At 69.7% G+C, this 14,611-nt stretch carries 13 protein-coding genes; 7 read left to right on the plus strand and 6 right to left on the minus strand.

All coding sequences use genetic code 11. The features are described 5' to 3' along the window. The first annotated feature begins 19 nt into the window (after positions 1-19). Positions 20-487 carry an SRPBCC family protein gene (locus QNN99_RS11220; RefSeq protein WP_229966524.1) on the plus strand — a complete coding sequence of 156 codons (468 nt, stop codon included), beginning with the start codon at positions 20-22 and terminating at the stop codon, positions 485-487. Between the two features lie 79 nt (positions 488-566). Here the strand turns inward: QNN99_RS11220 and QNN99_RS11225 are convergent, their stop codons facing one another. Both QNN99_RS11225 and QNN99_RS11230 read right to left on the minus strand, forming a co-directional pair. Then, entirely contained in the window at positions 567-1,622 is a 1,056-nt protein-coding gene (locus QNN99_RS11225; protein ID WP_229966525.1) for a winged helix DNA-binding domain-containing protein, read from the minus strand. A 42-nt stretch (positions 1,623-1,664) separates the two neighbouring features. Next, entirely contained in the window at positions 1,665-2,771 is a 1,107-nt protein-coding gene (locus tag QNN99_RS11230) for a GTP pyrophosphokinase (RefSeq protein ID WP_229966526.1), read from the minus strand. 125 nt (positions 2,772-2,896) lie between these two features. On the opposite strand from QNN99_RS11230, the gene QNN99_RS11235 reads away from it, so the two are divergent. The 4 genes from QNN99_RS11235 (at position 2,897) to QNN99_RS11250 (ending at position 6,266) form a co-directional block, all read left to right on the plus strand. Further along, positions 2,897-3,799, plus strand: coding sequence for an alpha/beta hydrolase (locus tag QNN99_RS11235; protein ID WP_229966527.1), 903 nt, complete (start codon positions 2,897-2,899; stop codon positions 3,797-3,799). Positions 3,800-3,871: 72 nt separating this feature from the next. Next, complete coding sequence (locus QNN99_RS11240; RefSeq protein ID WP_229966528.1) at positions 3,872-4,783, plus strand: carbohydrate kinase family protein; 912 nt, start codon at positions 3,872-3,874, stop codon at positions 4,781-4,783. Positions 4,784-4,812: 29 nt separating this feature from the next. Next, on the plus strand, positions 4,813-5,349 hold the full coding sequence (locus tag QNN99_RS11245) for a YbhB/YbcL family Raf kinase inhibitor-like protein (protein WP_229966529.1): 537 nt from the start codon (positions 4,813-4,815) through the stop codon (positions 5,347-5,349). Between the two features lie 113 nt (positions 5,350-5,462). Beyond that, positions 5,463-6,266: an HAD family hydrolase gene (locus tag QNN99_RS11250; RefSeq protein ID WP_229966530.1), complete on the plus strand. Its 804-nt coding sequence runs from the start codon at positions 5,463-5,465 to the stop codon at positions 6,264-6,266. A 57-nt stretch (positions 6,267-6,323) separates the two neighbouring features. On the opposite strand, the gene QNN99_RS11255 is transcribed toward QNN99_RS11250, so the two are convergent. The 3 genes from QNN99_RS11255 to QNN99_RS11265 are packed head-to-tail and all read right to left on the minus strand — an operon-like array spanning position 6,324 to position 11,085. Beyond that, positions 6,324-7,148: a phosphatase PAP2 family protein gene (locus QNN99_RS11255; RefSeq protein WP_229966531.1), complete on the minus strand. Its 825-nt coding sequence runs from the start codon at positions 7,146-7,148 to the stop codon at positions 6,324-6,326. Then, positions 7,145-8,446, minus strand: a complete 1,302-nt coding sequence (locus QNN99_RS11260) for an alpha/beta hydrolase (RefSeq protein WP_229966532.1) — start codon at positions 8,444-8,446, stop codon at positions 7,145-7,147. The genes QNN99_RS11255 and QNN99_RS11260 overlap by 4 nt, the downstream gene beginning before the upstream one ends. Next, positions 8,443-11,085 carry a bifunctional lysylphosphatidylglycerol flippase/synthetase MprF gene (locus QNN99_RS11265; protein WP_229966533.1) on the minus strand — a complete coding sequence of 881 codons (2,643 nt, stop codon included), beginning with the start codon at positions 11,083-11,085 and terminating at the stop codon, positions 8,443-8,445. Before QNN99_RS11265 ends, QNN99_RS11260 begins: the two co-directional genes overlap by 4 nt. A gap of 133 nt (positions 11,086-11,218) precedes the next feature. On the opposite strand from QNN99_RS11265, the gene QNN99_RS11270 reads away from it, so the two are divergent. Both QNN99_RS11270 and QNN99_RS11275 read left to right on the plus strand, forming a co-directional pair. Beyond that, positions 11,219-12,010 (plus strand): glycerophosphodiester phosphodiesterase family protein, encoded by a 792-nt coding sequence (locus tag QNN99_RS11270; protein WP_229966534.1) that lies wholly within the window; start codon positions 11,219-11,221, stop codon positions 12,008-12,010. Positions 12,011-12,061: 51 nt separating this feature from the next. Further along, positions 12,062-13,171: a glycerate kinase gene (locus QNN99_RS11275; protein ID WP_229966535.1), complete on the plus strand. Its 1,110-nt coding sequence runs from the start codon at positions 12,062-12,064 to the stop codon at positions 13,169-13,171. Positions 13,172-13,226: 55 nt separating this feature from the next. Here the strand turns inward: QNN99_RS11275 and QNN99_RS11280 are convergent, their stop codons facing one another. Continuing rightward, entirely contained in the window at positions 13,227-14,540 is a 1,314-nt protein-coding gene (locus QNN99_RS11280) for a uracil-xanthine permease family protein (RefSeq protein ID WP_229966536.1), read from the minus strand. Positions 14,541-14,611 lie beyond the last annotated feature (71 nt).

The following is a 14,611-nucleotide window of genomic DNA, read 5'->3' on the forward strand; positions in this document are numbered from 1 at the left end:
TCCATCGAAGGAGAGTTCATTGACCACTGATCAGAGCAGTGTTGTTGTCTCACGAATCATCGACGCTTCAGCAGCAGACATTTTCAACCTCCTGTCCAACCCCGAGCGCCACCCCGAGCTGGACGGCTCCGGCATGGTGGTCTCGGACGAGAAGACCGACCGCATCACCGCCTCCGGGCAGGTCTTCACCATGAACATGCACAACGAGAAAATGGGCGACTACCAGACGGAAAACACCGTCACCGGGTACGACCACAACAAGCTCCTGGCCTGGCAGACGGCTCCGGCCGGCACCGAGCCCAAGGGCTGGCAGTGGGTCTGGGAACTCAACCCGATCGCGCCGGACTCCACCGAAGTCACGCTCACCTATGACTGGTCCCACGTCACCGACAAGGAAACGCTGAAGAAGGTGTCCTTCCCGATGGTGTCCAAGGACGACCTCGAAGAGTCGCTGAACAAGCTGGCCGCCGGAGTTTCCGGAGCCTAGCGCTTCTCGCACCCCGCACGACGACGGCGGCCGGTGCCTTCCCTCGGGGGAGGTGCCGGCCGCCGTCGTTCTGCGTGCCTCAGCGGTGCGGCCAGGCCGCCAGCGCCCGCTCGATCTGCCGGCGCGTGGCCGCCGGCACCCGTTCCACGATGTCGAGGACGGGCTCTGCTGCGGCGCGGGAGGGACGCGAGGTGCGCGGCCACCGCCAGGTGCCCACGGCGACGCCGTCCACCAGCACCGCCGGCCGGAACATCCCGTTGCCCGGCACCAGCGCCGCGAGCATTTCCGGGCTCGCCACGAGCGAGCGGTCGGCATAGCCCAGGATCCATTCGTCGAAGCCCGGCACCAGCGTGACGCCGGACTTCCCGGGGACCTGCGGTTCCCCCACGATCCACGCCGGCCGACCCTCCACGCGCACCTCGACCAGATCCGGCGCGGCAGCTGCCGCACGCCGCATCGTCCGCTTGGGCAGCTTCATCCACCAGGCCAGATCAGCCTCCGTAACCGGTCCCCTGGCCAGCACGAACCCCCGAACCAGCTCCGCCAGCGCGGCCTCGGGATCGTCGGGTGGCCGGGCCGCCGAGAGGGCAAGGTACTGCTGGCTGCCGGACGGGTCGAAGGCACCCCAATGCACCAGGCCCTGAACCGACAGGTGCATCAGCAGGTGGTAGCCGCGGCCCTCGGCGGTCTTGATGCCGGCGGCTTCCCAGAGGGCCAGGGCTTCGGACCGCAGCAGGGGCTGCTCCTGCAGGGCAGTCCGCAGGGTTTCCCTGCCGCTGTCGAGCACCGCCTCATCGAGGCCAAGCTCAGCGCGGCGCCGGGCAGCCATGGTGCGGATGCGTTCCGCGGTGAAGGCCAAAAGTGCCGCCAGATGCTCCGGCGTGGTGGCGAACAGCGTGCCGCGCATCGGCCAGCCGCGGACCAGGTCGCCCCGGTCAAAGGCATCGCGGACCTCCTGCACGCCGGTTCCGGGCCGGGAGCGGATGGCGATCGCCTGCAGCACGGCGGGCAGGTCCTGGCCCTGCAGGGCGACGGCGCGGCGCACGACGTCGGCCGGTGCCAGGTCCGAGCCGCCGAGCAGCTGGGACTGCCGCCGCATCCGGCGTGCATCCCGCCCTGAAAGCTCGATCGCCACCTGGCAAAGCTAGACGACGCGGGCGACGCCGGGCAAGGCTTGCTACTGCGCTTCGCGGGCCCGGTAGAGCTGCATCTGCCGGTAGCGCCGGCCCAGCGACTCCCGGCGCGGCTTCACCGGGGCGTCCTCCGGCTCGGCGGTCAGGTCGATGTGCTTCTTGCCGTACCGCCACAGCAGCAGGTCATCGAGCAGCCGGTCCGGACCAGGGGAGTAACGGTGGTCCAGCGCCTGCCGGACCTCGGTGATGGCGTCGGCCTGCAGCAGCCCGGCCAGGTCCATGGTGGTTTTCAAACCGTGTGCGGCGAGCAGTTCCGCCGCCCAGCCCCAGTCATCCCCGGTCTTGCGGTTCACATGCGGCAGCAGGGTCATCCAGATGTCGCGGATCCGGTTCGGCGTCAGCGGTGCACTGCCCTCGCCCTCCTCGTCCCAGAAGCCGGTGACCGTCTCATAGCGTTCGTGGAGTTCGGCGAAGGCGGTTTCCACGGTTTCCAGCATGGCGGCGGTGGCCGTGAACTGGCGGTCGAAGTAGGGGCTCCAGGCCCGCGGATCGCCGGCCTTGAAGCGGATGTCGTGCTCGATCTCGGACCATGCGTGCGCCAGCACCGTGCGGATCTGCACTTCGAACTGATAGCTGCCGTTGGGCCGCTGCTCCGGGTCCAGCAGCCGGTGGTACTCCCGGACCGTCTCGTTCTGGATGGTGCGCAGGATCAGGTGCCGGCTGGAATAGCCGTAGGTGCCGGACTCGATGGAGCCGATGTCCTTTTCGCGGTCCCCGCGGCAGTCGAACTCGGCGCGCTGGCGCTTGATCAGGTTGGCTGCCTCGTCCACCTCGTGCGGCAGGGTCACGATGACGCGCAGGCCCACCAGGTCGATGAGGTTGCGCAGCGGGTCGGGGAACAGCAGGGTGGGGAGCTCCTCCGGATCCTCGGACGGGAGGGTCCGGGAGGCCTTGTCGCGGAAGGACTCAACGGTTTTGGTCCGGGACGCCACGAACAGCGGACGGACGGGGCTGTCGGTGAAGATGTGGCGGAGGCTCTCCTCCATTTCGCGCGTGAGCTTTTCCAAGGCCGGACGAACCCGGGCGTACTCGTCAATGCTCGCCTGGACCACCGGACGCAGCCGGTCATCAAGGCTGTCCCACGCGCCCATAAGAATATCTCCATTCGTTCACGAACCGGATGTGGCGCCTGCCGCCCGGCACTGCCGGACATTAGGCTCACTACCAGCTTAGGTTCACTGCGTACCAGATTAGGCCAGATGAAGGAGGGCAGCCGATGCCGCCGACCCCGCTGCGGATTCCCTACGGCCCCGGCCCCGAACAATACGCAGAACTCACGCTGGCGGCCCGCGCCGGTAACGGAAGCACGGTGGAGTTCGGCGCCGTGGACTCCGGCACGGTGGAGTTCGGCGCGGTCGAGTCCGGCGCCTGCGGTGCCGAGGCCCATCCGGGGGTGGTGGTCATCATTCACGGCGGCTACTGGCGCTCCGGGTACACGGCCGAGTTGGGCCGGCCCGGTGCCCGTGACCTTGCCGATCGGGGGTTCACCTGTTGGAACCTGGAGTACCGGCGGGTCGGCAACGGCGGCGGCTGGCCGGAAACCGCCGACGACGTCGCTGCCGGCATCGACGCGCTTCAACCTGCGGCGCAGCACCACGGCTTGGACCTGTCCCGGGTTACCGTGCTGGGGCATTCCGCCGGCGGACAGCTGGCCGTCTGGGCAGCGGCCCGCAGCAGCGCAGCCGTGCCAGTCACCGCCGTCGTGCTCCAAGCCGGTCTCCTGAACCTGGCCCAGGCGCTGGCGCTGGAGCTGAGTGACGGTGCCGTGCGCGACTTCCTGGGCAATTCCCCGGAGGGCAGCGCGCAACGGTACCGCAGCGCCGATCCGATGCAGCTGCTCCCCCTGCCCGTGCCCGCCGTCGCCCTGCACGGAGACAGTGATGCCGATGTTCCCTTGAGCTCCTCGACCGAGTTTGTGCAGGCCGCGGCCGCCTGCGGATCCCCGGCCGAGCTGCGGCTGGTTCCGGGGGACCACTTCGCCCTGATTACGCCGGGGACGCCCGCTTGGGCCGCCGTCGTCCAGGCCGTGACGGCAGCCGCGCACAAAGACGGGATCTTCGCCCCGGGAGGCGGTCTTCCGGCCCGGACGGACGCTCCGCTCGCGGAAGGAACCGGGTAAAGGAACCGGTGACGGTCCGGGGAACCGGGCAAAGGAGAGGCGAGGCGCGGGCTGCTCTGTTAGGTTGAGGTCGTGCTCACAGTAATCGGCGAAGCCCTCGTGGACGTGGTTCTCAGCGACACCGCTCCCAAACGCTTTCACCCCGGCGGCAGCCCGCTCAATGTTGCCGTGGGGGTGGCCCGGCTGGGCCGCCCGGTCCAGTTTGCGGGCCGCTACGGCACTGACGAGTACGGCCAGCTGATCGAAGCGCACCTGCGCGCCAATTCCGTCCTGACTCCCATGCCCGCGGACGAGCTGCCCACCAGTGTGGCCACGGCCGTTCTGGACCCCGCCGGCGGCGCCCGCTACACCTTTGACCTGGAGTGGCAGCTTCCCTCGCTGGCGGATGCGCTGCCGCGCCTGCTGGACGGGACCTCCGTACTGCACACCGGGTCCATCGCGGCGATGCTCCGGCCCGGTGCCGACGCCGTGCTGCAGGCGGTGGAACGCGCCCGCCCCGCCGCCACGATCAGCTACGATCCCAACTGCCGGCCCACCATCATCACCGACGTGTCCTACGCCCGGGAGCAGGCCGAGAAATTCGTCGCGCTGTCCGACGTCGTCAAGGCCTCCGACGAGGACCTCGCCTGGCTCTATCCGCAGGACTCGCCGCAGGACGCCGCCCGCCGCTGGTTGGGGATGGGGCCGGCGCTGGTAGCGGTGACCAGCGGTTCCAAGGGCGCCTGGGCCGTGACGGCCACGGGCGAAGCCCACGCCTCGGTTCCGCCGGTGACCGTGGTGGACACCGTGGGGGCGGGGGACTCGTTCATGTCCGCTCTGCTGGTGTCCCTGATGGACCGGGAACTCGACGGCGGTGCCCGCCGCGCCGAGCTGGCGCGGATCGGGCCCGGTGACCTGGAAGCAGTGCTCGGGTTCGCCGCCCGCGCCGCCGCCGTCACCGTTTCCCGCGCCGGTGCGAACCCGCCGTACCGCAACGAACTCTGACCGCTTTCCAACACCACGCAGGAGAACACATGCAGTCCTACGATCCCTATGACGCCCTGCCGCAGGTACCGGCCTTCACGGTCACCAGCGACGATGTCTCGAACATGGAGCCGATGTCCGCCGCCCAGTACAGCGGGAAAATGGGCATTCCCGGCGGGCAGGACGCATCACCGCAGCTGAGCTGGAGCGGAGCCCCGGAGGGCACCCGGAGCTTCGCCGTGACCATGTTCGACCCCGATGCCCCCACGGGCAGCGGCTTCTGGCACTGGGCGGCATTCAACATTCCGGCAACGGCAACCTCCCTGCCCGGCAACGCGGCGAACCACGGTGACCTGCCGCCGGGCACCGTGCAACTGGCGAACGACGCCGGGTTCCGCGGCTTCGTGGGCGCGGCACCGCCCGCCGGCCACGGCCCGCACCGCTACATGGTGGTGGTCCACGCCGTCGACGTCGAATCACTGGAGGTGCCGGCGGATGCCAGCCCGGCCTCCCTGGGCTTCGCCCTGTTCACCCACACCCTGGCCCGCGCCCGGATCGTCGGCCTGGCGGAGGTCCCCGCCGCCTAGCCGGGCAGCGCCGCGCTGGCCCGGCGCCGCCGCCCCAGGGAGCGGCGCCGGGCCGGTTAGGCTGGAGGCCTGCGCAGGTGCGCAGATCAACCTGCGAGGGAACGAGGTGCCCGGTGCGTCTGGTGGCAAGTGACCTGGACGGGACCATCGTCGGTCCCGACAACCGGATCAGTGACCGGACCGTCCGTGCCTTCCGCGACTGCACGGAGGCCGGCATCGAGGTTGTGTTTGTCACCGGCAGGCCGCCGCGCTGGCTGAGCCCGCTGCAGGATTTCCTCGGGCACGCGGGAACCGTCATCTGCTCCAACGGCGCCATCACCTACGACCTGGGCACCGAACGGGTGCTGAAGGCGCAGGCCCTGTCCCTGCCGGCCATTTTTGCCGCCGCCGGCATTATCCGGGGCCTCTACCCGGGCGCCCGTTTTGCCGCCGAAACCGTTGGCGGCTTTCATCTGGGCCCCGGCTTCCTCGAATCGGAATCCCGGGACCTGCCCGGTGCCGTTGCCCCCGCGCCGCTGGAAGCAACCCTCACCGACACCGACACCGTGGTGAAGTTCCTGGCCCGGGTGGACGGCGCCGCGCCGGACGAAGTCCTGCAGCGTGTCCGCCCCGCGGTGGCGCATCTGGTGTCGACCACTCATTCCGCCCCCTCCATTGCGCTGCTGGAGATGTCGCTGCACGGCTTGGACAAGTCGGTGACGCTGGCCGACTACGCTGCGTCCCGGGACATCGACCCCGCTGATGTGGTGGCCTTTGGCGACATGCCCAACGACGTGCAGATGCTGCAGTGGGCCGGATGCGGCTACGCCATGGCGTCAGGCCACGCCGACGCCCTCGCTGCCGCGGACAAAGTGGCACCGGCGTTCGTCGACGACGGCGTCGCCCAGATCCTGGAGGGGCTGCTGCGCCGGTCGTGAGCCCGGTTCGGTAAGCCCGGTTCGCCGGAGCGGGGGTTCAGTTGCCAAGCAGCGGGGTTAGGCGCCCGCTGCGGCTTCGGATCGGGACATCCGCCGGGAGTGCAGCAGCCGGTGCGCGGTGATGACCACCGCCAGCCAGGCCAGTCCCAGCGTCCAGGCCACCAGCACATCGGTGAACCAGTGGTGGCCCAGGAACACGCGGCTCAGCCCCACGGCTATTGAGAAGCCGGCCGCCAGGAGCACGGTGAGCACCTTGGCGCCGCGGCTGTGCAGGTGCAGCACGATCAGATAGGCCACCACTCCGGCAATGACCACGGCGTTCAGCGAATGGCCGCTGGGAAACGACGCCGAATGCTCAAACGGCGGCACGGCTTCCGTCAGCGGCGGCCGGACGCGGCCCACCAGGTCCTTGCCCGCCACCGTCATCAGCAGGGATCCGGCGGCAGCGGCAGCTATCAGCAGCACCGGGGTCCAGGACCGCCACTTCAGCGCCATGATCACCATGGCCGTGCTCGCCAGGATGGGCATGCCGACGGTGCCGGCCAGGTTGGTGAAGGCCGTCACCGCACTGTCGACTTCCGGGGAGCGCAGTGTCAGGGCCGCATCCAGGACCGGCTGGTCGAGTTGGGCCACGCCGTCGGAGTCACTCACCGACTCATAGACCTCGGCCGATCCCAGGGTCAGCAGGAGCGCCGGGATCAGTCCCACCGCCAGGGTGATCAGCAGAGCGGCGTGGGGCGATGTCCAGAGGACCAGTCGTTGGAAAACCGCAGCGAGCCAGCCCGGAATCCCCGGCTTCGGCTTCGTCTGCTGCATCGGCTCCCGCGGCTCCGGCTCGGGCCGGGAGTCGTGCGGGCGGGGTTCGGAACTGTTGCGGGTCATGGAACCAGTATGCCCAACCGGTGGCCGAGCCAGTCCAGATTGTCCACCAGGCCCGCCTTCCAGACATGCCAGGAATGGGCGCCGGGCACCTCCTGAAGGGTGACGTCCATGCCGGCGGCACGGGCGGCGGCAGAGACCGACCGCCCCTGCGGGGCGTACACGGAATCGTCAGCGCCCACGACCACGATCCCGGCGGAATCCGGAAAGGTCCGGTGCTGCAGCAGGTCCAGGGGATTTTGGGCGGTGAAGGCGGCGGTGTTCCCGCCGAAGTAGGTCTGGACCAGGGCGTCACGGCCCTGCGGAATGCTGGGCTCCGCTTCACCGGCAATGTCGATGAAGGTGGGGTAGGCGGCGGGAAAATTCGTCGCCAGCTGCAGGGCGCAGGTTCCGCCGTAGGAATAGCCGGCAACGGCCCACTGCGGCCCGCCCCGCAGCCCGGAGGCCAGATGCTGCTGCACCCAGGCCGGAAGATCCACGGCCAGGTAGGTGGCTGAGGAGCTGATCGTGGAATCCAGACAGAGCGGCCAGTTCTTGTTGTTGGCGTTCGATGCGTCAGGCATGATCACCACTGGGGCCAATCCGGAATGCGCTGCGGCGAAAGTGTCCATGGCCTCAAGCAGCTGTCCGCCGATCAGCCAGTCGGACGGGCCCCCGGGCTGGCCGTGGATCAGCACCAGCACGGGCAGATTCACGGCAGGAGGCGTCGCCAGATAGGCGGGAGGCAGGTAGAGGAGCGCCGGATTGGCGGCATAGTCGGAAACCGTGCCCGGTATGTCGGCCGAATAGACCCTGCCGCCGGCGGGCATGTCCTCCGGCGGCACCCAGTTGGCCTCGGTGGTATCCGGACGCCCGGCGGCGGCGTCCGGACTGCGTTCGGGCAGGTCCGAGGTCTCCACCGCCGGCGGAAACAGCAGCGAACCGAGGGTCGGATACTGTCCGTAGGCTGCATTCGTGGCGCCGGCGACCGCCGCCATGACCAGTGCTGCGGCAACGAGTGTCAGGAGCCGCATCCGGACGGCCCGGGCGTCCCTCAGCCGCGCCGCCGCAAGGATTATCGCAAGTATGCCAGCACAGGCATATACATACAGCAGGCGCGGCAGTGAGGCGTTCCACCAATGAAAAACGGTCTCGGCCAGGACATACAGGATCAAAGTCAGCAGGGCAGCGAATGCAGCGGCCGCCGGCACCACCACCAGCACCTGCCGGCGTCCGCCCCAAACCAGCCACAGCAGTGACAGCGCGCCCAGGACTCCTAGCCCAACGGGAAATGCCCCGCTGATCAGCGACAGTGAGTTCACCGTGAGCTGTCCACAATGTGCCGCACGAGGGTGAGCCCCTGGGCCACGGAAAGCCGCGGCAGATAGGCCCGTGCGACGGCGTTCCCAATGGCGGGCAGGGAGGCCGGATCACGGTACGTCAGGTACAGGGGAACGTAACGGGGCTGGAACTTGGCCTTGAACGCCAGCAGGGAGCGGAAGCCGTAGACCGGTTCCAGGGTCGTTCCGAGCAGGTCCAGGACGGAATCCAGAAGGCTTGAGTCGCCCGCCGCCGGGTCCGCCCTCTCCGCGGCTCCGCTCGCAGTTCCGTTACCGGCTCCGTTCCCGTTCCGGGGCCCGGGCCGTGCGGCGCGGGCCAGCGGTGCTCCGGAGAGGCTCAGCAGTTCATACCCTTCCGCCTGCAGCAGGCTTGCGGCGGAGGCAATGAGGAAGTCCATGGCCGGCTTGAAGCCGGCGCCGCGCCGGCGCATGAAGTCCAGGGTCCAGCCGATGACGCGGCCGTCCCGGTAGATCGGCAGCCAGGAGGTCACCGCATGGACGGTGCCGTCGCCGTCGACGGCGATCAGGCACCGGACCTCGGAATCGTCCAGCTCGTCCAGCCCGCCCAGCGTGAAGCCCATTTCCGGCATCTGTTTGTCCGCCGCCCACTCTTCGGAGATGGCGTGCAGCTGGTCCAGCACTGCCAGCGGTGCCGTCGGATAGCTGATCCAGCGCGCTTCGATGCCGGCCTTGCGGGCGTGGTTCAGGGCGGTCCGGAGGTCCTGGAACTTTTTGCCCCGAAATTTCAGGTTTCCCAGCGGCAGAATGGTTTCCTCGGCGACCTGCAGCCGGGAGAACCCCATGCCGGAGGTGATGCCTTCCACTTCCGAGGTCACGGAGTAGAAGCAGGCAGCTGTTCCGTTGGAAGTGCAGAAGGCCGAGAAATCCTCGATCGTCCGGCGCAGCTCCGGATGCGGTCCGACGGGCGGGCCAACGGTTAGTGCAACGCCGGGGGTGGACCGGAAGGCCACATACGAGTTTCCGCCGGGCGAGAACCAGTAGGTGTTCCCGGGCCACAGGGTCATCCAGGCCATGGTTCCGCCGCCGTGGGTCTTCAGCAGGGCGCGGGCCCGGACGATGTCTGCGGAGCCGCGGAGGTAGGGCGGCTCCAGGAAGGACCGCAGCAGCAGGACACACGTAAACACCCAGAACGCCAGCCCGACGCCTTCATAGAGCAGGTCCGCCGGCACCGTGAGGGGCAGCGGTCCGGGAGCCGACGCCGGGAGTTCGAGTTCCAGGACGGGCAGGAACCGTTCGGGCAAACCGGTGAGAAGTGCCCGGGCGGTGGCCTGCGGAGTGAAGGAGTTCCGGAGTGCCAGTCCGCCCAGGACGTACGCGGCGCCGAGCAGTACCGCTGCCCCGGACGCCCAGGCGGACAGCCGGCGGTACAGGCCCGGTGGCGCCGAGACAGTGAACAGGCGGCGGGTGACGCAGAGCAGGACGAAGACAGCCAGCGGCACCAGCACGGGCAGGATCAGCACCAGTGCGTTTTGCGCCGCTCCCAGCTCAATCCGGCCGGGGGTGTCTCCGCGGAGGTACCGGGCCGCGCGGACTGCGGCCAGCAGCGTCATCAGACCCTGCAGGAGAACGGCGCACCACCAGGCAAAACGGCGGCCCCGCCGCAGCCCGTCGGCAAAAACAATCAGCAGGACCTGCGGCAGCGTGGCCAGGAAGAACCCCGCCGGCCCTGCGCGCAGTTGCAGCCGCGCCTCCGTGCAGTCAGCGCTTTGCGCCGGATCGCTGCACAGCGCGGCAAGGGCCTGCGGATCGACGAGCTCAATGTCGGTATTCAGGAACCGCAGGACCGCCAGCGGCCCCACCGCCTGGGAACTGAGCGCGGAAATGACCGGTCCCGCTGCGGAAGCCGCCACCACCAGCGCCACCAGGACGCGGGCTTCGCGCCGGCTGGTGACGATCCGGTCCGGAAATGCCGGCCGGCGCCCAGCCAAAAGCGGCCCGGCCAGCGCCCCGGCGACCGCGGCTCCGAGCACCGTGATGCTGTGGAACGAGCCCCCGTACAGGGCCAGGAGCACCAGCAGCGTGAAGAGGCCCACGCGCAGGCGGCGGCGCCAGAGGGTGGAGAACCGGGCACTGGCCGCGGCGGCAACGCCGCAGACGAAGGCCACCGGGCCGACAAAGGACTCCGACTCCAGCGCCCGTGACCATTCGCCGGGCAAGGCATTGGCTGCGTGGGTGAACCCAATGGCCAGCAGTGCGCCGGCGAGCTGCGCCCAGACGGCAGCTGCGGCGAACCGTGCGGAGCCCATCAGGCGCTCGCACGGCAGGCCGACCAGCAGGATCAGAAGGGTGCCGGCAAGGTATCCGGGCAGGCCGGCGGCCCAAAGGCCCGAGAGCAGCAGTGCCGGCCAGTGTTCGGGAAGTGATTCCGCGGAGAGCACGACCCAGGCGGCGAGGGGTGCATCGGGACCGGACACCAGGCTCGAGCTTGCAGCACCCGCCATCCAAAAGACCGCCAGGAAGGCCAGCGTTGCCGGAGCCCGCCGTGCCCGGCGGGCGGTCCCGCGCAGCCAATCCGCCAGCCCGCAGGGCAGCCCGGCCGCCGGTCCGTGCGGCGTCGGGCTTCTTCCGGCCGGTCCTTCTGCTCGGGAGTCTGTCGCCAAACCGGGTACCTCCGCACCGCATCGCCCCTCCCGCGCCGCAGCAGCGGCTCCGGGTGCTGCCAGTCTAGGACCGGGCCCGCGGGATGAGGATGTCCGGTGCCGGTGCCGGGGCTCCTGCGGATAAAGTACGCAGGTGAGATATCCCTACTTTGACTCTCCGCCGCCACTGGGGCTTGCCCACCGCGGGTTCTCCCGGGAAGGCCGCGAAAACACCCTGGTGGCGTTCCGCGCCGCCGCCGCGCTGGGCTTCGGCTATTTGGAGACTGACGTGCGCACCACCCGCGACGGCGTACTCCTGGCCTTCCACGACGCGTCGCTGGACCGGGTTGCCGGCGCCGGCGGACCCGTGGGCAGGCTCAGCCTGCGCGAGGTCCGGCGTGCCCGCGTGGGGGGAACCGAGGAAATCCCCACCGTCGAGGAGCTGCTGACGCAGTTGCCCGAAGCGCGCCTGAACGTGGACGTCAAGGACGCCGCAGGAGCTGCCGAACTGGCGCGGCTGCTGGACAAGCATGCCGCCCACGACCGGGTGCTGGTGACCTCGTTTTCGGACCGCCGGCGGCTCGCCTCCCTGCGCCGGCTGGCCCGGCCGGCCGCCAGCTCCGCCGGCGCACCGTTCACGGCCCTGACCGTGCTGCTCGCGCCGCTTGGCCTGGCGGGCGTGCTGGCCAAGCTGGGACGGTACCAGTGCCTGCAGGTTCCGGAGCGGCAGGGCCCCCTGCGGATCGTCACGCGGCGGTTCGTGAGCCGGTGCCACCGGGCCGGCCTGCAGGTCCATGTCTGGACGGTCAACGACCCCGCCGACATGGAGCGGCTGCTGGACCTGGGGGTGGACGGCCTGGTGTCGGACCGGGCCGACCTGCTGGCCGATGTCCTGTCCCGCCGGGGGGTCTGGCCGCAGCGCCGCTCGGAGCAGGCAAAGCCCTGACCGGCCGGCCCAGAGCCGCCGGATCGGCCTCCGGGCTGGCAGTATTGGTGCATGCGCGTTCTCATAGCCCCGGACAAGTTCAAAGGTTCCCTTTCGGCGGTTGAAGCCGCCGCAGCGATGGCCGAAGGCGTGCTTGCCGTCTATCCGGAAGCCGACGTGATGCTCGTTCCGGTGGCCGACGGCGGTGAAGGCACCCTGGAAGCGGCGCTGGCCGCCGGCGCGCAGGAGCACACCGCGAGCGTGCGCGGGCCGCTGGGCGGCTATGTCACGGCCCTGTGGGCGATGACCGGAAGCACCGCCGTGATCGAAACTGCCCGGGCCTCCGGGCTGATGCTGGTGGATCCCTCAGTGCAGTCCTCGCTCGCGGCGTCGAGCTACGGCAGCGGTGAACTGATCCGGGAGGCCCTGGACGCGGGTGCCACTGAAATCGTGCTCGGCATCGGCGGCTCGGCCATGACCGACGGCGGCTCCGGAGCGCTCACCGCCCTGGGCCTGCGGATCCTGGATGCCGCCGGAAATCCGGTGCCGCCGGGCGGGGCCGGGCTGTCCCTGGCGGCGGCGATCGACGTGTCCGGGCTGGACGGCCGGTTGCCGGGTGTCCGGGTCCGCATCGCTGCCGACGTCACCAACCCGCTGACCGGCCCGGAGGGGGCGGCGCACGTGTTTGGGGAACAGAAGGGGGCCGACGCCTCGGCGCGCCTGCTGCTGGACGAGGCCCTGGTCCGGTGGGCCGCACTGCTGCGGGAGGTGACCGGCGTGGACGTCGATACCGCCGGCGCCGGCGCGGCCGGCGGCTTCCCGTCGGCGTTCCTGGCGTTTACCGAGGCCTCCCTGGAAAGCGGCTTCGACGTGATTTCCCGGCTCACCGGGCTGGAAGCCGCCCTCGAGAAGGCGGACCTGGTGCTGACCGGCGAAGGCTCCCTTGACGAGCAGTCCCGGTACGGCAAGGCTCCGCTGTCGGTGGCCGAGCGTGCGCGGGACGCCGGCATCCCGGTGGTGGCCCTGGCCGGGCGGATCACGCTGCCGCCGCAGGTGCTGGCGGAATACGGCGTGGTGGCGGCCGTGAGCCTGCTGGACCTGGTGTCGGACCCGCAGGACGCGATGACCTCCGCCCGGCGCTGGCTGACCCGGGCCACCGTGCAGGCCCTCGAGGGTGCTTAGGCCCCGCCCGTAACCGCGGGGCCCGCCCGTAACCGCGGGGCCGAGCCGGCGGGGCCTAGCCCAGCCGGCTCGGCCTCGCTCCCCGGTCCTCCTGCGGATCGTCGGGATCGGTGCCCCGCCAGCGCGCGATCGCCTGCATGCCGTGGAAGGCCAGCAGGGTGGCTCCGGTGCCGAGCGCGATGCCGCCGAACTCCAGCCCGGCCACCACCCAGGTGAAGTTGGCGATGGCGATGATCAGGCCCAGGCCGGCCGTGGAGAGGTTGATCGGGTTGGAGAAGTTCACCCGGTTGTCCACCCAGATGCGCACGCCCAGCATGCCGATCATGCCGTACAGGATGACGCCGGCGCCGCCCAGCACGCCTTCCGGAACGGTCGCGATCATCGCGCCGAACTTCGGAAACAGGCTCAGCAGGATGGCCACAAGTCCGGCAACCCAGTAGGCGGCCGTGGAGTACACCCGGGAGGCGGCCATGACGCCGATGTTTTCCGCGTAGGTGGTGGTCGCGGAACCGCCGCCGGATCCGGCCAGCACGGTGGCGAGGCCGTCGGCCATCAGCGCGCGGCCGGCATAGGGATCAAGATCACGCCCGGTCATGGCGGCGACTGACTTCACATGGCCGATGTTCTCGGCCACCAGGACCAGGACCACCGGCACGAAGAGGCCGATCACTGAGAAGTGGAACGTCGGGGACATGAACTCGGGCAGCCCGAACCAGGCGGCGTCGCCGATCACCGCGAAGTCCACCTCGCCCCGCAGCATCGCCGTGATGTAGCCGGCGACCACGCCGATCAGGATCGAGAGCCGGCCCAGGAAGCCCTTGAACAGGACTGAGGACAGCAGGATCACCAGCACGGTGACGACGGCGGTGACCGGGCCCGCCTCAAAGTTGGTGCGGGCGGTGCCGGCCAAGTTCAGTCCGATCAGGGCCACGATGGTGCCGGTCACCACCGGGGGCATCAGGATCTGGATCCACTTTGTGCCCGCCACCTGGACGGCCAGGCCGATGAGGAACAGCGCCGCCCCGGCCATGATGATCCCGCCGAGCGCTCCGCCGGGACCGTGCTGGCTGGTGGCCGCCGCAATGGGTGCGATGAACGCGAAGCTGGAGCCGAGGTAACTGGGCACCCGTCCGGCCGTGATGATCAGGAACAGGATGGTGCCGATGCCCGAGAACAACAGTGTGGTGGCGGGCGGAAAACCCGTCAGCAGCGGAACCAGGAAGGTGGCTCCGAACATGGCCACGACGTGCTGGGCGCCGATGCCGATGGTGCGCGGCCAGCTGAGCCGTTCGCCGGGGGCCACGTATTCGCCGGGTTTAATCGTCTTGCCGTCACCGTGAATGGTCCAGGCGGTACCGAATTTGCTCATGGATGTGCCTTTCAAAGACCAACGGAGGGTTCGTGCAGAATAGTACCGGGCATCGATGTCCAAGATGTTAC

Source organism: Arthrobacter sp. zg.Y820, from assembly GCF_030125555.1.
Taxonomy (GTDB): domain Bacteria; phylum Actinomycetota; class Actinomycetes; order Actinomycetales; family Micrococcaceae; genus Arthrobacter_B.